The organism is Streptomyces sp. R818, assembly GCF_056172735.1.
Map to the genome: position 1 here is coordinate 163,841 of NZ_JAOCNE010000014.1, position 20,317 is coordinate 184,157.

Annotated in this window: 23 protein-coding genes; 11 read left to right on the forward strand and 12 right to left on the reverse strand. The window is 68.9% G+C overall.

Annotated features, from left to right (window positions below):
* Positions 1-88: 88 nt before the first annotated feature.
* Positions 89-322 (forward strand): siderophore-interacting protein, encoded by a 234-nt coding sequence (locus N5I75_RS32260; RefSeq protein ID WP_476683442.1) that lies wholly within the window; start codon positions 89-91, stop codon positions 320-322.
* On the opposite strand, the gene N5I75_RS32265 is transcribed toward N5I75_RS32260, so the two are convergent.
* From N5I75_RS32265 to N5I75_RS32275, 3 genes are all read right to left on the reverse strand, one after another.
* Entirely contained in the window at positions 270-563 is a 294-nt protein-coding gene (locus N5I75_RS32265) for a transposase (RefSeq protein WP_476684850.1), read from the reverse strand. The genes N5I75_RS32260 and N5I75_RS32265 overlap by 53 nt on opposite strands.
* 489 nt (positions 564-1,052) lie before the next feature.
* Positions 1,053-1,322, reverse strand: a complete 270-nt coding sequence (locus N5I75_RS32270) for a transposase (RefSeq protein WP_476683444.1) — start codon at positions 1,320-1,322, stop codon at positions 1,053-1,055.
* A gap of 314 nt (positions 1,323-1,636) precedes the next feature.
* Positions 1,637-2,482 carry a GNAT family N-acetyltransferase gene (locus N5I75_RS32275; RefSeq protein ID WP_476683446.1) on the reverse strand — a complete coding sequence of 282 codons (846 nt, stop codon included), beginning with the start codon at positions 2,480-2,482 and terminating at the stop codon, positions 1,637-1,639.
* Between the two features lie 229 nt (positions 2,483-2,711).
* Between N5I75_RS32275 and N5I75_RS32280 the strand changes: the two genes are divergently transcribed.
* From N5I75_RS32280 to N5I75_RS32290, 3 genes are all read left to right on the forward strand, one after another.
* The gene (locus N5I75_RS32280; protein WP_476683448.1) at positions 2,712-3,482 is read left to right on the forward strand and encodes an SDR family oxidoreductase; all 771 of its coding nucleotides are present in this window, start codon (positions 2,712-2,714) and stop codon (positions 3,480-3,482) included.
* A gap of 36 nt (positions 3,483-3,518) precedes the next feature.
* Positions 3,519-4,343 carry a hypothetical protein gene (locus tag N5I75_RS32285; RefSeq protein ID WP_476683450.1) on the forward strand — a complete coding sequence of 275 codons (825 nt, stop codon included), beginning with the start codon at positions 3,519-3,521 and terminating at the stop codon, positions 4,341-4,343.
* 142 nt (positions 4,344-4,485) lie between these two features.
* The gene (locus N5I75_RS32290; protein ID WP_476683452.1) at positions 4,486-5,904 is read left to right on the forward strand and encodes a sugar porter family MFS transporter; all 1,419 of its coding nucleotides are present in this window, start codon (positions 4,486-4,488) and stop codon (positions 5,902-5,904) included.
* Between the two features lie 63 nt (positions 5,905-5,967).
* On the opposite strand, the gene ilvC is transcribed toward N5I75_RS32290, so the two are convergent.
* The gene (gene ilvC / locus N5I75_RS32295) at positions 5,968-6,966 is read right to left on the reverse strand and encodes a ketol-acid reductoisomerase (RefSeq protein WP_476683454.1); all 999 of its coding nucleotides are present in this window, start codon (positions 6,964-6,966) and stop codon (positions 5,968-5,970) included.
* A 333-nt stretch (positions 6,967-7,299) separates the two neighbouring features.
* Between ilvC and N5I75_RS32300 the strand changes: the two genes are divergently transcribed.
* A complete protein-coding gene (locus N5I75_RS32300; protein ID WP_476683456.1) occupies positions 7,300-8,367 on the forward strand; it encodes a ferritin-like domain-containing protein in 1,068 nt (355 codons plus the stop codon).
* 224 nt (positions 8,368-8,591) lie between these two features.
* On the opposite strand, the gene N5I75_RS32305 is transcribed toward N5I75_RS32300, so the two are convergent.
* The 3 genes from N5I75_RS32305 to N5I75_RS32315 form a co-directional block, all read right to left on the reverse strand.
* Positions 8,592-9,773, reverse strand: a complete 1,182-nt coding sequence (locus N5I75_RS32305; RefSeq protein ID WP_476683458.1) for an IS4 family transposase — start codon at positions 9,771-9,773, stop codon at positions 8,592-8,594.
* A 167-nt stretch (positions 9,774-9,940) separates the two neighbouring features.
* Positions 9,941-10,486, reverse strand: coding sequence for a universal stress protein (locus N5I75_RS32310; RefSeq protein ID WP_476683460.1), 546 nt, complete (start codon positions 10,484-10,486; stop codon positions 9,941-9,943).
* The gene (locus N5I75_RS32315; protein ID WP_476683462.1) at positions 10,483-11,787 is read right to left on the reverse strand and encodes a CynX/NimT family MFS transporter; all 1,305 of its coding nucleotides are present in this window, start codon (positions 11,785-11,787) and stop codon (positions 10,483-10,485) included. The genes N5I75_RS32310 and N5I75_RS32315 overlap by 4 nt, the downstream gene beginning before the upstream one ends.
* A gap of 261 nt (positions 11,788-12,048) precedes the next feature.
* On the opposite strand from N5I75_RS32315, the gene N5I75_RS32320 reads away from it, so the two are divergent.
* Together N5I75_RS32320 and N5I75_RS32325 are read left to right on the forward strand one after the other, a co-directional pair.
* Positions 12,049-12,486 (forward strand): cupin domain-containing protein, encoded by a 438-nt coding sequence (locus N5I75_RS32320; protein WP_476683464.1) that lies wholly within the window; start codon positions 12,049-12,051, stop codon positions 12,484-12,486.
* A 372-nt stretch (positions 12,487-12,858) separates the two neighbouring features.
* Entirely contained in the window at positions 12,859-13,218 is a 360-nt protein-coding gene (locus N5I75_RS32325; RefSeq protein WP_476683466.1) for a hypothetical protein, read from the forward strand.
* Here the strand turns inward: N5I75_RS32325 and N5I75_RS32330 are convergent.
* Entirely contained in the window at positions 13,197-13,628 is a 432-nt protein-coding gene (locus N5I75_RS32330) for a VOC family protein (RefSeq protein WP_476683467.1), read from the reverse strand. The two genes, N5I75_RS32325 and N5I75_RS32330, sit on opposite strands and share 22 nt — an antisense overlap.
* 325 nt (positions 13,629-13,953) lie before the next feature.
* On the opposite strand from N5I75_RS32330, the gene N5I75_RS32335 reads away from it, so the two are divergent.
* Together N5I75_RS32335 and N5I75_RS32340 are read left to right on the forward strand one after the other, a co-directional pair.
* A complete protein-coding gene (locus N5I75_RS32335) occupies positions 13,954-14,175 on the forward strand; it encodes a hypothetical protein (RefSeq protein ID WP_476677931.1) in 222 nt (73 codons plus the stop codon).
* A gap of 290 nt (positions 14,176-14,465) precedes the next feature.
* Entirely contained in the window at positions 14,466-17,189 is a 2,724-nt protein-coding gene (locus tag N5I75_RS32340; RefSeq protein ID WP_476683469.1) for an ATP-binding protein, read from the forward strand.
* Positions 17,190-17,215: 26 nt separating this feature from the next.
* Here the strand turns inward: N5I75_RS32340 and N5I75_RS32345 are convergent, their stop codons facing one another.
* The 3 genes from N5I75_RS32345 to N5I75_RS32355 all read right to left on the reverse strand — a co-directional run bounded on the left by N5I75_RS32345 (position 17,216) and on the right by N5I75_RS32355 (position 17,978).
* Entirely contained in the window at positions 17,216-17,404 is a 189-nt protein-coding gene (locus N5I75_RS32345; protein WP_476683471.1) for a hypothetical protein, read from the reverse strand.
* On the reverse strand, positions 17,401-17,718 hold the full coding sequence (locus N5I75_RS32350) for an aminotransferase class V-fold PLP-dependent enzyme (RefSeq protein ID WP_476683473.1): 318 nt from the start codon (positions 17,716-17,718) through the stop codon (positions 17,401-17,403). The genes N5I75_RS32345 and N5I75_RS32350 overlap by 4 nt, the downstream gene beginning before the upstream one ends.
* Positions 17,719-17,819: 101 nt before the next feature.
* Complete coding sequence (locus N5I75_RS32355) at positions 17,820-17,978, reverse strand: twin-arginine translocation signal domain-containing protein (protein ID WP_476683475.1); 159 nt, start codon at positions 17,976-17,978, stop codon at positions 17,820-17,822.
* A gap of 395 nt (positions 17,979-18,373) precedes the next feature.
* Between N5I75_RS32355 and N5I75_RS32360 the strand changes: the two genes are divergently transcribed.
* Complete coding sequence (locus N5I75_RS32360; protein ID WP_476683477.1) at positions 18,374-18,763, forward strand: SsgA family sporulation/cell division regulator; 390 nt, start codon at positions 18,374-18,376, stop codon at positions 18,761-18,763.
* 39 nt (positions 18,764-18,802) lie between these two features.
* Here the strand turns inward: N5I75_RS32360 and N5I75_RS32365 are convergent, their stop codons facing one another.
* Positions 18,803-19,078 carry a hypothetical protein gene (locus tag N5I75_RS32365; RefSeq protein WP_476683479.1) on the reverse strand — a complete coding sequence of 92 codons (276 nt, stop codon included), beginning with the start codon at positions 19,076-19,078 and terminating at the stop codon, positions 18,803-18,805.
* Positions 19,079-19,986: 908 nt separating this feature from the next.
* On the opposite strand from N5I75_RS32365, the gene N5I75_RS32370 reads away from it, so the two are divergent.
* Positions 19,987-20,271 carry a hypothetical protein gene (locus N5I75_RS32370; protein ID WP_476683481.1) on the forward strand — a complete coding sequence of 95 codons (285 nt, stop codon included), beginning with the start codon at positions 19,987-19,989 and terminating at the stop codon, positions 20,269-20,271.
* Positions 20,272-20,317: the final 46 nt, after the last annotated feature.

Consider the following 20,317-nt stretch of genomic DNA (forward strand, 5'->3'; position numbering starts at 1 on the left):
GGCGGGGCGGCTCGCAGATGCCGTCCGCCCCGTCGGGAACCCGCACCAATCACCGCCTCTCAGAACCGGCGAAAGGAGACGGGGAGACATGGCGGTCCCGTCGACACCGACGCGTGGCCCCGTCGGTCTGACCAGCCGCTCCGGCCGACTCGTCCCGTTCCGCGTCGCGCGCAACACGAAACTCACCCCGCACATGATCAGGGTGACTCTGAGGGGCGAGTTCCTCGTCGAATTCGTGGGGGACGACCCGGACGAGCGCACCAAGCTCCTCATGCCCTGCGCAGGCCGTGTGCTCGGACGTTACGCAGGAGGGTGGCTTTGATGCCGGCGCGGATCGAGTGCCGGCATTGCCACTGTTCGGTCTGCTGGTCGAGCCGGTTGCGCGTCTGGATTCCGTGCAGCGGCCCTAGCAGCACCGCCATGGAGCGGGAGTGGGTGGCCGAGGAGGTGCACTGTGCGCGATCGGGGCAGGGTCGGCAGTCTCTCGGCGAAGCGGGCCTGAAGATATGTGGCCAAAGATGTTCAGCTTGGTTCAGGACGTACTCGTCGCACCGCGCGGACAGATGGCCTGATCGTTGGCCCCGTCGATGGTGAAGGCCGTCCTGTCAATGCTGGAAGCCGGCTTGGCCTGGCGGCTGTTGTCCGCGACAACTGGTCCGAGCAACGTGATGCCGTGCACGCGCTGAGCCCCCTCGATGTGGGCGGGTGAGAGGTAGGCGGTGTCCACAATGTGCTCGGCCGGAGCCAGGCAGCGGGTGGCGAGGTCGTCGAAGATCCTGTCGTCAGCTGCCCGTACTCGGGATCCCAGTGGTACTGATGGATCCAGATCTGCTGAAGGATCTCCACCTGCCGCAACGTCCGCAAACAGGCTGGGGCGCCGGGTGCCCAGACCGAAGCGGACGCCTCCGGCCGTCCCGGCCGAACTCCTCGGCGGGTTCGCACACTGCCGCCTTGCCACCCGGGACCTTCCCGATCTCGACTTTCCGGCCGTATCGTTTCGCCCACCCCGGTTCAGTCAGCGACGACAGCCAGTCCGGATCAGCCCCGGCGATCTACTCCAAGGCGGCTCGCACGCTCTCGCCTGCCAGCTCCAGTCGGCTCAACCCCCGCACCGCCGCCAGGACATCGGTGGCATCGGTACGCTGCCGACCCCGCCCCTTGAGCAGCCCCGCCGCCATGCGGTCCAGCATCAACTGCGGTAGCCGATCCGCCCGGTCGCCCTTGGCCGGCCTGACCCGGAACTCGCTGAGTACCGAGTAGTCGAACCCCGGATGGTCCAGTTCAAGGCCGAGTCCGTACTTCCAGCCGATCCTCGTGCGCACTGCGTCCGCTGCCGGTCCGAGAGGTTCTCCGCAAACTGCAGCACCGGCACCAGCGCCAATTGACCCGGCGAGAGAGCCGGTCAGCCATCAGCTGGATACAGGTCAGCGAAGTCCTCGTCAGCGAACACCACATCCAGCCGGTCCCGCATCAGCATCACCGGCGTCCCCCGCGGACCCGCCGCCCACGCCGTCCGGACTGTTATCGGGGGAATCCACTGCACAAACCGGCCAACCATCATCGGCGACCGCCATCACCACCCGGTCAAGATCACCAACAGAGTCAGGGCATTGGGCCTAGAGGTCCTCGTCCTGGTTCAGTTCGGTTCGGTTGGGAAGTGAAAAAGACGGTACTGGTACGCCGCTGTGAAGCCGAACCGTCGGTACAGCGGCTCCCCGGCGGGGCTGGCCACGAGCGCGGCGAAGTGCATCCCGCGCTCTCGCCCCACGCGGAGCGCTGCGGACGTCAACGCCGTCGCGACCCCCTGTCGGCGCAGTTCCGCGGCCACGTGCACGAGGAAGATCCCGGCCACGGAATGCGCGGTGATCAGCACGGTCGTCCCGACCACTCGGCCGTCCAGCACCGCGGCCAGCCGGACTATGTCCGCGTTGTCCCCACGCTGCGACTCGGCGTGTACCATTCCGGCCTCGGGCGCCGGGCCGATACCCATGGACGTCCGGTAGGTCCGTACGAGCTCCCGCAGGCGCCCGCCGTCCCGCACCGGCTCCACACGCAGGCCGGACCGGGTACGTGCGTCGTCGTCCGGCCGGTCGTGCCCGGCGACCGGGGCGCCGAGCGGCCGCACCATCACCGGCATCGCTGTGAGCTGTCGTCCACCGTGGTGCCTCAGGACATCCGTGGTCTCCTCAGGGCTGTCCGGCCCCACCCACCACCACCACGGGACCCCCGCCAGCTCCCGGCGGACGGCCGCCACGTCCGTCCCGGCCGCCGACCGTACGCGCACCACGCCGTTGAACTGCGGGGCTGCCAGACCGCTGCGGAAGAGGTCGACACCGAGGTCCGGGCGGTCCGCGGCGCCCCATCCCATGAGGTACTGGCGGAAGTTGGCAAACACGGACTCCATGTCCGGGGAGGCCGCCACGCCGTCCTGGATACGCGCTGTGTCATGCGACGTACCGGCCGTGTCGGTCGAATCCACCATTGACACTGTTCCCTTCACTTCACATCGATGTCGTCCGGCTCAGTGTGAGCCATCGTCGGCCCGGAGCGTTCTCCGTGTCACACATCGGCCGCCCGTCCGGTCAAACGCTCAGCCGATCGCCGGTGGACGCACCGATACCGTCCCGTGGCTGCTCGCACGATCCGGTCGGTGACACAAGGCCAGGAGGGTTGGTTGTATGAAGGTCGTGGTGGTTGACGGTGGAGGCCTCATGGGCGTCGAGACCGCGCTCTGCGTCAGGGACCACGGACATGAGGTCGCCCTCGTTCGGGCCCCCGGCGACCCGCACGCGCCCCTCTCCGACGAGGTCGCCGAGGCGCTGCAGGGCTGCTCCGTGCTCGTCGACCTCGCCCATCAGCCGTCCGCCGACATCGGCACCCTCTCGGAGGACGACGGTCTGGTCGTGGACGAGGAGGCCCTCGTGAAATCCTGGGCGGGATCCACTGGCGCGCTCCTCAGAGCCGGGGCCGCCGCCGGCGTCCGTCACCATGTGTGCCTCTCCGTCGTCGGCGTGGACCGTATCGGCTGTGCGGGGGTGTTCCGGGCGCTCCGGAACCGAGAGGTCATGGTCCGACGGGCCGGGATCCCGTACTCCATCCTCCGCGCCACACAGACCTTCGACGCGGCGGAGGACATCGCGACAGCGGCCACCGAGGACTGGATCGTGTGGGTTCCGCCCGCCGAGGTGCGCCCGGTCTCCCTCACCGACGTGGCGACGCTGCTCGCGCACACCGCAGTGACGCGGCCTGTGAACGGAGTCCGTGAGATCGCGGGTCCCGAGCAGTTCCGGCTGGAGGCGTTCGTGCGCACGGCCCTGCTGACGGAGGCGGAGCACCGGCAGGTCCGTACTGACGCCCTCAGCCCCTTCTACGGCGCGCGGCTCAGGCCCCAGGACCTGCTGCCGGGCCCTGACGCCTTCATCGCGCGAACCACCTACCGGGAATGGTTCGGCGGCCGGCCCGCGCCGGACACCACCTCCTGACCCCGACGACACGAACGGCACGAGAGAGAACCGCTGATGACGACCCTCAACCTCACGCTGCTCGGCGCGCTCCGCGAGATCACGGCCGCCGAACTGCCTCCCGTCACCTCCGTGCACAGCGGCCGGCCCCTGCGCCGGTACGCCCTGCAACTGCACGTACCCGACGAGCGGCACCAGGAATTGGACGCCGAACTCAAGGCGGCCGTCACGCCGGACGGAGACCACCTGCAAGGGAGCGACGCGGCGTGGCGCGTCTCGGAGGGCTGGACCGCATCCTCCCAGGGCCGCCGGCCCGAGATCTACGTCTACCGGATCGAGATCCAGGAGGTCGAGATCCTGTACGCCGAAGCTCTCGAGGTCGAGGGAGTGCGCATCGTCCCGGGCATGTACAGGGAACGGGCCGACGAGGACACCCTCACGGTGACGGTCGTCGCGGAGCTGAGCGGTGAGGACGACGAGCACCTGGAGGAACTCCTCAGCGAGCCCGGTGCCTGGTACGACGTCACGCGCCGGGGCATCAGCGACACGCCGGTGCGCATGCGCTTCGGACGTTGTGTGTGGCAGCGGACCGAGGAAGGGGGCCGGCGTCATCACCTGGAACTCGTCGGCGACGAGGGCAGCCCCGAAACGGCACCCTCTGCACTGGACCTCGCAGCCCGGCCGCGGCTGGACCGGGCCCTGGAACAGGTCGCGGCGCACACCGACGCCCTGACCCGGCTCCTTGAGGAACTGCGCGCCGGGGGAGTACTGAGCGAGGGCGCGGTCATGGCCGTCGAAGCGGCCGCCGCCCCGCGCCCGTTGACCCCGAGGGAGCAGCGCGAGCTGTCCCGTACCGATCGACTGAGCGACTACTGGAGCTGAGTCCGTCCTTCGGAGACTGGCGTCAATACACTTCGCGCAAAGCGGAGCATATGTGTCACATCGGTCGGTCGAAGACGGTCTTAAGGGACGAGAGTTCGCCTATACCGTCCCGGCAGCGTTGCCGGTAGCCCGAGGAGTACACGTGGCCAGCACATCGCAGGCACCCAGTCCAGGAGCCGGGACGGCTCATCCCGATCATCTCGGGCACGTCATCTTCATCGCGGCGGCGGCCGCGATGGGCGGTTTCCTGTTCGGCTACGACAGTTCCGTGATCAACGGTGCCGTCGAGGCGATCCGGGACCGCTACGACGTCGGCTCCGCGGTGCTGGCCCAGGTCATCGCCGTGGCTCTGATCGGCTGCGCCATCGGTGCCGCGACCGCGGGCCGTATCGCGGACCGCATCGGCCGTATCCGCTGCATGCAGATCGCCGCGGTCCTGTTCACCGTGAGCGCTGTCGGCTCCGCGCTGCCCTTCGCGCTGTGGGATCTGGCCATGTGGCGGATCATCGGCGGCTTCGCCGTCGGCATGGCCTCGGTGATCGGCCCCGCCTACATCGCCGAGGTGTCCCCGCCCGCCTACCGCGGCCGGCTCGGTTCCTTCCAGCAGGCCGCTATCGTCATCGGCATCGCCGTCTCCCAACTGGTCAACTGGGGTCTGCTGAACGCCGCCGGCGGTGACCAGCGCGGCGAGCTGATGGGTCTGGAGGCCTGGCAGGTCATGCTCGGCGTCATGGTGATCCCTGCCGTCCTGTACGGCCTGCTGTCCTTCGCCATCCCCGAGTCCCCCCGCTTCCTGATCTCGGTGGGCAAGCGCGAGCGCGCCAAGAAGATCCTCGAAGAGGTCGAGGGCAAGGATGTGCACCTCGACGCCCGGATCACCGAGATCGAGCACGCCATGCACCGCGAGGAGAAGTCCTCCTTCAAGGACCTCCTCGGCGGCAGCTTCTTCTTCAGGTCGATCGTGTGGATCGGTATCGGCCTGTCGGTCTTCCAGCAGTTCGTCGGCATCAACGTCGCGTTCTACTACTCCTCGACGCTGTGGCAGTCGGTCGGCGTCGACCCCGCCGACTCGTTCTTCTACTCGTTCACGACGTCGATCATCAACATCGTCGGCACCGTGATAGCGATGATCTTCGTGGACCGCGTCGGCCGCAAGCCGCTCGCCCTGATCGGCTCCGTCGGCATGGTGATCGGGCTGGCGCTGGAGGCCTGGGCCTTCTCCTTCGACCTGGTCGACGGCAGACTCCCGGCCGCCCAGGGTTGGGCCGCCCTGATCGCTGCCCACGTCTTCGTCCTCTTCTTCGCCCTGTCGTGGGGTGTGGTCGTGTGGGTCTTCCTCGGCGAGATGTTCCCCAACCGGATCCGCGCCGCCGCGCTGGGCATGGCCGCCTCCGCGCAGTGGATCGCCAACTGGGCCATCACCGCGAGCTTCCCGTCATTGGCCGACTGGAACCTCTCCGGCACCTACGTGATCTACACGATCTTCGCCGCCCTCTCCATCCCCTTCGTGCTGAAGTTCGTGAAGGAGACCAAGGGCAAGGCCCTGGAGGAAATGGGCTGACCCGGACCGACCAGCAGGCCGGTGGGCGCGCCGCCGTGGCGCGCCCACCGGCCTGTCCGGATGTCACGCCTCTTCGTCTACCCAGCTCATGAGCTTGCGCAGCTCTTTGCCAGTGGTCTCCAGGAGGTGCTCGGAGTCCTGCTTTTTGTACTCGTTGTACTTCTTCAGACCGCCGTGGTACTCGTCCATCCAGTCACGGGCGAACGTGCCGTCCTGGATCTCGGCGAGGACCTTCCTCATCTCGGCCTTGGTGGCGTCCGTGATGATGCGCGGGCCGGTGACGTAGTCGCCCCACTCGGCGGTCTCGGAGATCGACCAGCGCATCTTCTCCAGGCCGCCCTCGTACATGAGGTCCACGATCAGCTTCAGCTCGTGCAGGCACTCGAAGTACGCGATCTCCGGCTGGTAGCCGGCCTCGGTCAGCGTCTCGAAGCCCGCCTTCACCAGCGCGGTGACACCGCCGGCGAGGACGGCCTGCTCGCCGAAGAGGTCGGTCTCGGTCTCCTCGGTGAAGGTCGTCTTGATGACACCCGCGCGGGTGCCGCCGATGCCCTTGGCGTACGACAGGGCCAGCGCGAAGGCGTTGCCCGTGGCGTCCTGCTCGACGGCCACGAGACAGGGAACGCCGCGGCCCTCCTCGTACTGACGGCGCACCAGGTGGCCCGGGCCCTTGGGGGCGACCATGCAGACGTCCACGCCGGCCGGGGGTGTGACGAAGCCGTAGCGGATGTTCAGGCCGTGGCCGAAGAACAGCGCGTCGCCGTCCTTCAGGTTGTCCTTGATGGACTCCTCGTAGACGTCACCCTGGATGGGATCGGGGATGAGCACCATGATGACGTCGGCCTCGGCGGCGGCCTCGGCCACCGACACGACGCGCAGGCCCTGCTCCTCGGCCTTGGCCTTGGCCTTGGAGCCTTCGTGCAGACCGACGCGGACGTCGACACCGGAGTCGCGGAGCGACAGCGCGTGGGCGTGGCCCTGGCTGCCGTAACCGATCACCGCGACCTTGCGGTTCTGAATGATGGACAGATCGGCGTCGGAGTCGTAGAACAACTCAGCCATGAGACACACCTTTCGGAGAACTCCCCGAGCGGGGACGGAGGAACAGGCCCAGAGGGGCCGGGTCACAGACTTGACCAGCGGAACGTGGCCGGGAACCGAGGCACGGCCACCCGTCGGCCGACGAACATGACACTATCTCACGCACAGAGTGCGTCGAAATGAGCAGGTGACGTGACCGAAACAGTGTGAACGACCTGCGGAGTTCGGGTCCGTGTCACAGATGTCCGGCTCCGCCGGTCAGAGCAGCGACCCCAACGACGTGCCCGTTCCGTCGGCTCCCGCGATGCCCGGCGGCCGGGGCCCCTTGCGCTACGACACCGAAATGAGCCCCCCATGTCTCAGGACCAGACCGACACGCTCGACCCCGCATCGGCGACCGGCATCGCGACGCTGGACGATCTGCGCAGACACCTGCAGTGGGCCATCGAGGTCGAACACTCCACGCTGCCTCCCTATCTGACAGCCCTCTACTCCCTGGACCCGGAGCGGAACGCGGACGCCGTACAGCTCATCAGCGGTGTCTTCGTTGAGGAGATGATCCACCTCGCGCTGGCGGCCAACCTGCTCAACGCGGTCGGCGGCCGGCCTGTCCTCGACGCCCCCCACCTGCTGCCGCCCCACCCACGGACGATGCCGCACGCCGATCCGTCCATCGAGCTGTCCCTCCTGCCGTTCGGCCAGGAGGCGCTCAAGCTGTTCCTGCGCCTGGAACAGCCGGCCCACCCCGGCGACCCGGCCGAAGGCGATCACTACGAGACGATCGGCCAGTTCTACGACGCGATCGAGAGGGGCCTGCGGCACCTGTGCGCCGAACTGGGCGAGGACCAGGTCTTCGTCGGGGACCCGGCCCGTCAGGTCGCCGGCGGCCCGTTCGTCCACACGGCGGGGCACCTCGCTCCGGTCACCGACCTCAGCTCGGCGCTCGCCGCCCTGGAGGAGATCGTCGAGCAGGGCGAGGGTGCCGCCCGTGCCGAGGTATGGGACGGGGACAAGGACATGTTCCACCCCGAGACCCAGGCCGTCTCCCACTACTACCGTTTCCAGGAACTCGCGCTGGGCCGGCGCTACCAGACCGGTGACACGCCCGACTCCGGTCCCACCGGCGAGGCGGTGACCGTCGACGAGGCCGGCATCCGCCCCGTACGGCCCAACCCGCGGTTGGCCGACCACCCCGAGGGCAGCGCGATCCGAGCCGCGCAGGAAGTGTTCAACCAGACCTACTGCAAGACACTGGAAATGCTGGAGCAGGCGTTCAACGGCAACCCGGCGATGCTGGGGATGTCCGTGGGCACCATGTACGCACTCAAGGCACAGGCGCAGGGCCTGATGGCCCTTCAGGACGACGACGGCCGGGCCGCGGGCCCGACGTTCGAGTACGTGGCACCCGAGGACCGGTCCTAGCCCCAATGCCGTTGCTTTACGGATTCGCGGGTTGGGGTCGTTGGATGCGGACGGCCTGGACACCGCCGCGGGCGGGCTGGGGGCAGGTCCGGTGTTCGGTCCGTTTGAGCCTGTAGTTGGACATCTTGCGTTTGACTACACGGGGCTGGCTGCGCAGGCGTCTGACCGGCAGGAGCCGCTCCAACAGGTCGTGCTCGAGCAGGACCAGCGCCTGGACCAGGAGGTCAGGGGGAAAAACGGCCCGGCGTGACGGTCACGCTGCGCCGGGCCGAGCGCAGGGTCTCGGTGAAGGAGATCCGGTCCGGATCCAGGCCGCCGGAGGCGGCGGTGCGAAACATCAGCTCACGCAGGGCCCGGTGGACCAGCAGGTGGGCCCAGATCTGCTGCAGCACCCCGTCCGGGGTCTTGCTGCTCAGCACGGTGTGCGCGCCGCGCTGGCGGGTCTTGAGCTCGGCCAGGACCGACTCGACTTCCCAGCGCTCTTGGTAGAGCGCGGCCAGTTGACGCGCCGGGAAGCGGCGGGCATCGAGCAGGCTGGTCACCAGCCGGTAGTCGCCGGCCGCCGGGCCGGCGTGGTCGAGCCGGTAGGCCAGGACCCTCACGGTGACCGGATCCCGCTTCGCGGAGTCGGTGCTGGCGTGGATGCGGGAGATCCAGGAGCCGTCCCGCAGCACCCGCTCGACTGGCAGGACGCGATTGGCGGGCACCCGCCACAACAGATCGGCGCCGCTGTCGGTGAAGGCCCGCCACAACGACATGCCGAGGAACTCGCGGTCGGCCAGCACCAGCTGGCCCGGCCCGCAGGAGCGGGGCAGGCGCCGGACCAGGGTGACCTCACCGGTGCGGCAGCCGGCCAGCTCCGCGTCCAGCACCAGATGCGTGCCAGTCTCCACCAGGCAGGCCATCCGCACCTGCGGGAAAGAACTCTTCTCCGGGCCGCGGGCGTTGCCCGGGCGGCCGAAGGCGGCCTCATTGGCCACCGTGTCGGCGACGTCCCAGCAGGTGCCGTCCACCGCCAGCAGCCGCAGGCCCCGCCAGAACACCCCCGGCGTGCTCTCGGTGCCCAGCGGTTTCGCCGTCGCGGTGAACAGCACCCGCAGCGGCTCACTCCCCAGCCGCTGCCGGGCCCGAAACAGCGAGGACTTCGCCGGAATGCGCCAGTCACCCAGCAGTCCCAGACCCCGCAGGCCCTCGACCAGGTGCCGCATAACCTCCAGATAGGGAGCGGGCGAGAAGAGCGCCAGGCCGAGCACGAAGTACACCACCAGCCGGGCCGGCAGCAGCCGTCTGCGTTGCTCCACCCGCCCGCAGGCAGCCACCACACGATCCACCAGACCCGGCGGATACACCCAGGTCAACAGCCCCAGACCCGATAAATCAGACACACTCACAGACACTGGCACCACCCCCGGGAGCAGTACGCAGCAGCCTACGCCGAACAGTTAAAACAACGGCATTGGTCCTAGCCCATCGCTCCGTCCCTACGAGGTCTTCGTCCCCGACCGACGCGCGACCGGGTACTGCTCGGTCGCGCGTCGGCGTGCACGGGGTGCCGGACGGCTGGGGCCGGGCCCTACCGGTCTGTCGCCGGCAGTTCGGCCGAATCGTTCCCGTCGCCCTCCGGCACCAGGAGTACGGCGGTGCGCCCCGTGTGAACGACGGCGTCGCTCACACGGGGGTCCCACAGCGCGCCGAACATGTCGCGGTGGTGCGGTGTCAGTACCAGAAGGTCCGCCTTCCACGCGGCCGCGGTCTCGGAGATCACGCCGGCAATCCGAGTGGTGAGCGCATGGACCATGACTCCTTCGGCCGCGACCCCGCTCCGGCGCAGCACGCCGACTGCTTCGTCGAGCACGGACTCCGCTTCCGAGTCGTCCTCCAGGGGAACAACAGTGGCAAGCGTGGCAGCGGACGCGGCAACGTGCAGCACCCGGACCCTGGCACCCGTCAGCCGGGCCATCGCGGCGGCCGAGTGAACGGTGGACAGACGGGTGGAGCTGGAATCGACAGCAACGAGTATGCGTTCGAACATGATCTTCTTCCTCTTCGTGCACGACCGCGGGAGCGCGGGCGTGCGGGCGGTGCCACTGGTCCTTCGCGGCGCTTCCGCCCCCGTCAACGGTGGGCGAGTTCGTCCTCGACGACGCGGTCGCGGCCCGCCACGTATCCGACGGCCATCTGCGGTACGAGCAGCGCGCTCATCACCGTGATCGGCAGACCCCAGCCGCCACTGTGTTCGTAGAGCGTTCCGATGAGGATCGGTCCCGGGATCGCCAGCAGGTACCCCACGCTCTGGGCGAAGGCCGACAGTTGGGCCACGCCCGTGCTGGTCCTGGCCCGCAGACTCACCATCGTCAGCGCTAGGGGGAACGTGCAGTTGGCGACGCCCAGGATGAGGGCCCACGCCCAGGCGCCGCCCACCGGGGCGAAGTACAGCCCGGCGTAACCGACGAGTCCCGCCAGACCCAGGACCAGGACGACCGGGCCCTGGTGCGGACGGCGCGCCGCCATCCGTGGAATGGTGAACGCGAGGGGGACACCCACCGCCATGGTGACGGCCAGCAACAGCCCCGCGGTGCCGGCGGGCAGGCCCGCGTCGCGGTAGATCTGAGGCAGCCAACCCATGGTGATGTAGGCACCGGTGGACTGGAGCCCCATGAAGACCGCGAGCGCCCAGGCCGTGCGGCTCCGTGACACGCGGGGTACGGGGTGGTCCGCCGTCCGCGCCCCGGCCGACCGGTCCGCGCCGGAGGAGGTGGCCGGCTCGCCCTTCCGGACGAAGGGTAGCCAGGGCAGGACGGCCGCCACCGCGAGAGCGCCCCAGACCGCGAGGCCGAGTCGCCAGTCACCTCCCAGGGCCCTCGTCACCGGAACGGTCACTCCGGCGGCGACGGCCGTGCCGAGCGAGAGGGCCATCGAGTAGAGACCCGTCATGGCGCCGACCCTGTCGGGGAAGTAGCGCTTGACGATGACCGGCATCAGCACGTTGCTGAGGGCGATGCCCATGAGCGCGAGAGCGCTCGCGGTCAGGAACCCGGGCACCGAACCGACCCAGGGACGCACGAGCAGGCCCAGGGCGACGGCTGCCATGCCCAGGGCCACCACGCGCGCGGGGCCAAGGCGCCGGGCAAGCCGCGGAGCGGCGACACCGAACACGGAGAAGCACAGGGCGGGGACGGAAGTGAGCACACCGGCGACGGCCGCGCTCATGTGGAGTCCGTGCCGCACTTCCTCCAGCAGCGGGCCGAGGCTGGTGACAGCGGGCCGCAGGTTGCACGCGGTCAGGACCAGTCCGGCGACGAGCAGACGGCCTCGCCATCGCCCGGAGCGGCCCGTGACGCGATCCTCGGAGAGGTTCGTGGACGTGTCGACGCCGTCGCGGTCGCCTGGACCGCGCACTTGTTCTTCCTCACTGCGCATGACCAGCATCGTAGAATGATGGGATGTTTGAGTACGCCCTTCGGTCACACTGTTTGGTGTGATGTTGCTCATGGGGCGACGGAATATCTCCATTTGCGATGACACTAACCGGCCGCGTGGGCGCCCACTGACGTGTTTCTGGCGAGCCGGTGACGCAATCACACTGTCAATGGCGGGTGCAGTAGTAATACAGTGTGTCGTGTGAACTGGTCGTCGGCATCCCGCGGCCGGTCAATCACTCATTGTTCGAAGGGAATCACCATGCGCACTACGTTACGTGCAGCAGCAGTGGGAACCGCGCTCGTCGGACTCTCGCTGACCCCTGGCATCGCCCGGGCCACGCCCGGCGGGCCCGGCGTCAGCGGCACGATCCTGGCGCAGTGGACCGAGGGCGGCCGGGACTACGTACTCCGTGAGATCACCATCCCCGCCGGTCAGGCGACGGGATGGCACTACCACGACGGCACCCTGTTCGCCTACGTCAAGCAGGGCACGCTCAGCCACTTCGACAGCAACTGCGCCCCGGACGGCGTGTACAAGAAGGGCAGCTTCCTGAAGGAGCCGGCGGGCGCGGACCACGTGCACATCGGTGAGAACCGCGGTGCGGACGACGTAGTCCTGGACGTCCTGTACGTAATGCCGCACGGCGCGCCTCTGTCCGAGGACGCTCCCGCGCCGGGCTGCGAACTGCACGAGTAGGCGCCCGGCCCGGAAGCGTTGCTTGGTGGCGTGGGGCCAGGTATGACGGGGAGTGAGATCTTCAGGCCGGCGCTCCAGCACGTCGTGGGTGAGCTGGGCGGCCTGGGGGAATGATCCATCTCCGCGGCCCCATGTCCGCGCTGCGGCTGGTCTCAGCCGTAGGTCGGCCGTCGGTCGTCACGCTTCCCTGGGAGATCATCGATCAGGAGGGCACACTGGCCCCCGCCCTCGCCCTCCACGAGGGCAGCGGCGTCTGGCCGCCTGCCGGCGCGCCGAGGCCCCCATGACCATGAAGGGGCCGGTTCAGGGCAGTGGCCTGGCCGCCGTTCCGCTTGGTCAGCCTCTTCCCGGGCACCTACTCGGACACGGGAGGTGGCCAGCAACATCGGCGACGCCGACACCACAGCCGGGGCATCCTCCATCAACAACCTGCCCATAGCCGACGGTCCGCAGTTCACGGACCCCGCGCACCACGACTACACCCTCGACTCCTCCTCACCGGCACGCAACTACGGCCTGGTGCGGCCCCCGGCCACGGACGGCTACACCGAACCGCAGCCCAGTGCCGGCGCCTACCAGTACGGTGCGACACCGTGGCAGGACGGGGCGGGTGGAGAACACGGGCGGCTGGGACACGTACCTGGACCAGACGTTCACGATCACGCCGACGAGCGGCACGCACGACGTCTACCCAGACACACGACGAGGCCCTACGGGTTGGGCACCTCCTGAAGGACCCAGCCATTGCCGTCCGGGTCGGAAAAGTCCGCGTACGTACAATAGTTGCGGCGCTGAGGGTCGGGTCCGCCGCGCCACTTCTCGCCCGTGCAGCGGTGGAAGATGTCGCTGGTGTCGTGATAGATCTCGCCCACCTCCACACCCCGGCCGACCAGCTGGTCCCGGGCCTCGAAGATGTCCGAGACGATGAGGTGGAGGCCCCTGGACGACCCCGGGGCGGCCAGGGTGACGCCGGTGCCGAAGAGCACCGAGCAGGGCGAACCCGGGGGTGTCATGTGGACGACCCGGTAGGTTTCGTCCGTGACGTGGTCGGCGTCCAGGCGGAACCCGACCGCCTCGTAGAAGGCCTTCGCCCGGTCGACGTCGGCGACGGGCAGCACTACGACTTCCAGCTTGAAATCCACCTGTCGTCACTCTCTTACGTGTCGTCGTAGAAGGGTGTCATCGAGTCAGGCCTGTGCCCGCTCTTCCCGGAGTGCGCGGTCTGCATCGGCCACCAGCGCACATGTGCCGAGGATACGGCCCTGGAGCCACGTCACACGACACACCGGAGGCACCTGGACGGCGGTGTCACGGAGGCCAGAGAGACGCCCTGAGCGGGGCAGGATCTGACGCTTGCCGTCCGTTGATCACTATGCCACGGTGTCACACGTTACATTCACTCGTCACCGTGCAGCGCGAGCACCGCGCTGTTAGGGAAGGGAAAGGTTCGAGATGATATTGCAGGGCTTGAAGAGGAAGCTCGTTTCCGCGAGCCTCGTCGCGCTCGGCGCGGCGGGCGTCACCGTCGGGGGAGCCGCAGTCGCCCACGCCGACACCATGGTCGGAAGCTACAGCACACAGGCGCAGTGCCTCGCCGTGAAGGTCGTGTACCAGAGCGGCGATCCCAGCAACAGCTACTACTGCGACAACGACCTCGAGGCCGGCTACTGGAACCTCTGGAAGCGGTAGGCGCTTCGGTTCGCCCTGTCCTCGCAGCCGGCCCACCGACCCAGTCGGTGGGCCGGCTGCGTAGGTACGCCCTTCTCGTGCCGACCTTGTGTGGCCGACTCGTCACGTTCGGCGACCGCGGCGGCGGACGAGGTCCGCGACGGCCGTGGGTATGGAGTCATCACGTAGTCGTTCGACTGATGACTCAGCCGCACCCGCCTCAACGGAGGAAGTCAGGGACAGGTAAAATCCGGAAGCGTGGCCGATGTCAGAGGTATGCAGCGGACGTTGAGAGCAGCGGTGCCCAACGCATGATCGGGCGGGACGCGGAACGGGAGGTTCTGCACGGCCTGCTTTCGAGCACGGTGGCAGGCAACGGAGGCGCGCTACTCGTCCGCGGAGACGCCGGTGTCGGCAAGTCCTCTCTACTGCGCACGTTCGGTTCTCATGCTTCGGCCAAGGGCGTCAGAGTCCTGCGCACGTCCGGCGTTGAGACCGAGCAGTGGCTGCCGTTCGCCGCACTGCACCTGCTGCTCCAACCGGTTCTCGGTGGAGCCGAGACGTTGCCGGCCCCCTACCAGAAGGCCCTCGGTGGCGCCTTCGGGGCCAGTGACGGGGAACCCGAGATCTACCGGGTAGGGATGGCGGTGCTCGAGCTGCTCGCCGATGCCGCCGACCGCCAGCCCCTCCTGCTGCTCGTCGATGACCTCCAATGGGTCGACTCGTCCAGCCGTGACGTGCTCGGATTCGTGGCCCGGCGTACCCGGGACCTCCCCATCCTCATGATCGGCGCGGCACGAAGCTCGTCACCGGGCATGTACACCCTGGGCACTCACGCCGAACTCGTTCTGGAGCCCCTCTCCCCGGCGGCGGCGGCCGAACTGCTCGACGCCGACGCCCCGGGCCTGGCTGACGCGGTACGGACCCGCATCCTGGAGCGCGCCGCCGGTAACCCTCTCGCGCTCGTCGAACTACCGAGGGCAGCTCAGGGCATCTCGCCCGTAGTCGACGATCTGCCCCTGACCCAGCGACTGGAGACCGCGTTCGCCTCCCGCACCGACTCGCTCACCCGCGAGTGCAGGACGTTCCTCCTGGTCCTGGCGGCGGAGCCCACCGCACCACTGATTCAGCTCCTCGACGTGGCAAGCCGTCTCGCGGGTTCGGAAGTCTCCGTGTATGCCCTGCAGGAGGCCGTCGACGCCGGGCTGGTGGTTCTGACCGGTCGCACACCCGAGTTCCGGCATCCCCTGATGCGCTCCGCGATCTACACGCGGGCCACCGTCGCCGACCGGTTGTCCACCCACCGGGCCCTGGCCGAGACGCTGGAGGGAACACCTGGGCGGCGGCTCGTCCACCTCGCCGCGGCCACGCTCGGGCCGGACGACGAACTGGCCGGCCAGCTGGAGCGCTTCGCGGACGAGGCCCAGAAACGGGGGCAACTGGCCGCGGCCATACCGGCCCTGCGTCAGGCCGGCGAGCTGGTGCACGACGCACGTCGCCAGACCGGTTTTCTGGTCCGTGCGGCCGAGCTGGCCAGCGAGATCAACGACCGGGTCCAGACCCAGATCCTGCTGGACAGAGCCGACCTGGCGGAGCTGGGCCCCACGGAGCGGGCCCGCCTCATGCTGGTCTCCGACAAGGCCGCGTTCGAGCCCGATGAGCCGCAACGCCGCATTCAGGACATGATCGACGCGGCAGCGGGGGCGTTCGGCGTCGGAAGTACGAACGTCGCGGAGAACCTGCTGTGGCGTGCGGCGGCCCGATGCTTTTTCCAGGACGGCGACGCACGCGTGCGTGCCCAGGCCGCCGCCGAACTGGACCGGTGGAAGCCTGACCCGGACGCCCCCCACGTCCTGACGGTGCGGGCCTACACGGAGCCGTACCGCCGTGGGACCGACCTGATCGCACGGCTCGAGAAGCTCCAGCCGGACCGAGAGGACGGCCGGCTGCTGCACTACCTCGGCAGTGGTTCGATGGTCATCGGTGACGTGAGCCGTGCCACGCGTTACCTGGCCCAGGCGGCTTCCGTGTGGCGGTCGCAGGGCCGTCTCGGGCTGCTCGCGCGGTCCCTGGCTGGATCCTGGCCACGTCTCTACCTCGGGCAGTTGACCCAGGCCCGCGAAGAGTCCGCAGAAGGGATCGCGCTCGCCGAGGAGACCGGAGAGTGGATCGTGTGGCTCGGTCTCAAGGCCACATCGGCGCTCGCGGCGGTGCTGCGGGGAGAGCGCGAAGCCGCGGCTCGGAGCGTCCGGGAGCTGAGAGCGCACAGCCTCTTCCCCGCCATGCCCTTCGCGAGCGTCATGGCGCAGCAGGTCGACGGTCTCCTTGCCCTGTTCGACGGCCGCGCCGTGGAGGCTTACGACGCTCTCGCGCGTGCGTTCGACAAGACCGACCCGCACTACCACTCGACCAGTCGTTGGCTGCTGGTTCCGGACCTGGTGGACGCGGCCACGGCCGCGGGCCGGAGCGAACGGGCGCGAGAACTGCTGGCCGAGCTGCCGGAGTTGGCGGACCAGCTGCCCTCGGAAATGATGATCGTCGCCCGCACCTACAGTGCGGCAGTCCTCGCCCCGGACGACACCGCCGAGGAGTGCTACGACTCCGCGCTCTCCGCACTGCCGGACACGTGGCCGTTGTCGCGTGCCCGACTTCATCTGCAGCACGGCCGCCGACTGCGTCGGCAGCGTCGGAACGTGGATGCGCGCAAGCCCCTGCGGCTCGCACGGGACGAGTTCGACCGAGTCGGTGCGCAGCCCTGGGCCGACATGGCACGTGAGCAGTTGCGGGCCGCGGGGGAGTCGGACGGGCGTCGGCGCCCGAGCAAGGGCGAGAGTCTGACAGTCCAGGAACGCCAGATCGCCGAGTTGGCCTCGCAGGGGTTGAGCAATCGGGAGATCGGGCAGCGCCTGTTCATCTCGCACCGGACCGTCGGAGCCCACCTGTACCGGATCTATCCACGCCTGGGCATCACCAGCCGCGGCAGGCTCTCCGCGGCGTTGGCCGTGCTCGGAGACGACCAGCCGACCTCGGGCTGAGCGGACTTGCGCGACCGGGACCGGCATCACACGAAGGCGCCGCTTTCCTGCTGGAGCGCCGCCACGAGACGGTCGAGTTCCTGGCGCGTGTTGTACAGCGTGGGAGTCACCCGGACAGTGCTGCCCCGCGCGATACCCGTGCGTGCGACCGTGAGAACACGGTGTTTCTTGAGCAGCGGCGTGGCCATCTTCTGTGCCTGCGCGTAATCCCTCATCGCAGGAAGCCGAAAGCTGGTGACCGCTCCGTGGCGTGCGGTGTCGTCTGGGTGGCGTCCACAAGTGTGGCGACACCTCGGGCGTGTGCCATGCGCACGATCTCCCGGACCGGCATCACGATTCTGGTCCGATTGGACAGATGTGAGATCCGGAGCAGTTTCAGGCCGGCGGGCGCCTTGTTCCACCGTGATTGGTAGGCATCCAGGATGTTCGCGGTCGTGGCCAGCTCGGGTACGGAGAACTTGACAACCCTCGCACCCCGGCGACGGGTGAGCGAATTCATCGCCTGCTGCATCTCGTCGTAGTCCAGCAAAATCGGCCATGGTCCAGGTGCGTGCTGAAGTGGCGCAGCTGTTGGGCGCTACGAAGGAGGAGTTCACCCTCACTCGAAACGGCGCCGGGGTCATGCAGAACCTACACCGTGCGCTCACGGCCCGGGATGCCGTCCCGGACGAACGTGACGTTGTGGCGATTGCGATGGCGGGTCTGCTGAGCCTGACGGGGCATGACCGGCAATGCGCTGGCCGCGCCCGCCGTCGCGGCGGCCGAGGCCATGAACTTACGTCGATTCACTGCTCTCCTCTGGAACCGGTCGCGGAACACCGCGAGCGAGCGTCACATGTTTCGAGCGGCCCCGTCGGGCACGATCAGCGCGTGCCCGACGTGCCGTCACACTAGTCGTAGGTGCCACTGTTCTGCCACGATGAGAGGCACTGTTGTGGTATGTGCCGACAGTGATCTGTCCGCGCCACGGTCTGGTGTGCCGCGTCGCTCCTCTCCAGCGAGTCTCCCTGTGTGTCCGACCGTCAACCGACGGATGAACTTCCGGCTGTCCGGGATCACAGTGACTGTGATCCCCTATCGCTCAACTGGAAGGAATGGCCGTCATGAGCGGTGACCACCACAGTGTGCAGGCACAACACTCGGCCGCACACGCTCTCCTCCCTCTCTCCTTGTGTCTCAGCCAGATGACGGGTGCTCTCGACTGGGAGGACGTTCCAACGGAGTTTCGTTACGATCCCGACCACCCTCTCCTCGTCACGATCCGCTTCGCTCCCGAGGGCGCCCCACCGGTCACCTGGCATGTCGGCCGTGACCTGCTCCACGAAGGCCTGCGCACCACGAGCGGCTTGGGGGACGTCCAGGTGTGGGCCGACACCCCCACCGACCGGGAGACCGCGTGGCTCCAGGTCAACGCACACGGTGACATAGCCATCTTCAGCTTGCCCGTCCCGGAACTGGAGGAGTGGCTCGACCGCACGTACCGGCACGTCCCGACCGGTACGGAGTCGTCGCGGCTCGGGACCGACGCCTTCCTCTCGAAGCTGTTCGACGAACCCGAGGCCTCGTCTCGATGACCTCGTGGCACGCGACCGGAGATGTTCACCACCCGGCGCTCAGCGCAGGCCGAAGGCGCGGATCAGGGTCTGGCCGACGCCGTTGCCCTCGGTGTCCTTCGCCGTCGCCCGCAAGCTTGCCCAGCACGCCTTGCCCGGTGCGTCGAGCCGTGCCGTCCAGCCGTCCGCCGACTTCCGCAGCGGCGTCCGGTGCCAGGTGGCGCCGTCGTCGTACGACACCTCCACGGTCGCCGTGCGGATCGCGCCGGCTCCGGCCGCGCCCTTGAGGTGCGAGGCCGCGACGGTCAGCTCCGTGCGCCGGTGGGCGAGGCCCAACAGTGATCCGCCGCGGGGTGCGGGTACGGGCCGTCTAAGCCGCCGCCAGCCTCGACGACGGCGGCGGCTGGCAGGACCTGGGCAGGCTGGTCTCCCGTGGCGAGGAGGCCCGAGTGGTGCCCGCGCTGCCCGTCAAGCTCGTCTTGGTCGACCGCTCGGTAGCCATGGTGTCGCTGACCCTGGAAGGAGGCAGCACTGACTGCCTCTACACCGAGGCGCCGCCCCTGATCGAGGTGTTGTCCGAACTCTTCGACCGTTACTGGGCCGTCGCCGCCCGTCCGAGCGCGGCGGACAGCTCGGCGGCACCGGCACCGGACAGAGCCGGTCCGGGCGGCGGCGCGCGGCGGCCGACCCACGAGGAGCGCCAGCTGCTGGCCCTCTTCGCCGCCGGTGTCAAGGACGACGCCATCGCCCGCCAGTTCGGCGTCTCGACCCGACCCTGCGCCGCCGGATCCAGAACCTGTACGCGGAATTGGGCACCACCAACCGGTTCGGTGCCGACGTGGCGGCAGCCCGCCGCAACTGGCTGTGAGCGGCCGGACGCGAGACCTTCTTCCGGCCGCGTCGTCCGCACGTACGCCTGGCTCCCGGACACACACGGTTGTGTCCGCGCCACGGCCCGTCCAGCTGCGCACCGAGGAACACGAGGGGACCCTTGTCGCCGCGATCCAGGCCGACGCTCTCGGCGGCAGCCTCCGCCGCGCTCCCCGTGCCGCTCGTGACCACCGGTTCACCGGACAGGTCGCGGGCGTGGTCGACGGCCGCCCGCTCACCCGCACTCTCCTCGCCGTCAGCACCCGCGAGGAGACGCACCACCTGCGGGTGCACGTCACGGGGCGGGACGGCGAGCCGCTCTCCGACCTCCTCCGTATCCAGCGCAACGGTGACCCGCGTACTCCGCGCTCGCCGTGCCGGACACCGACGGCGTGGTACCGAACGGGAGCCACACCGCCTGGATGTGGGGGACCGTGCGCGGCACCCATGGAGGGTCCTCGCTGGGCCAGGCCCTGCTCATCCGCACCGACGTCGAGGTGCGTGACACCGACCGGTCGCTGACGCTCGGCTTCACCGGCACCACGACGGTCGGGACCGGCTACGACAGCCTGTGGGCCCTGCGCACCGGCAAGCCCAAGGACGGCGACCTCCTGTACACCGTCCGTTCACGCCACGAACCTGACCGGGTGCCGTCCTGACGGGGGAGCGGTGTCCGGCAGCGGAACGCCCGCGGTCGGGTGACCT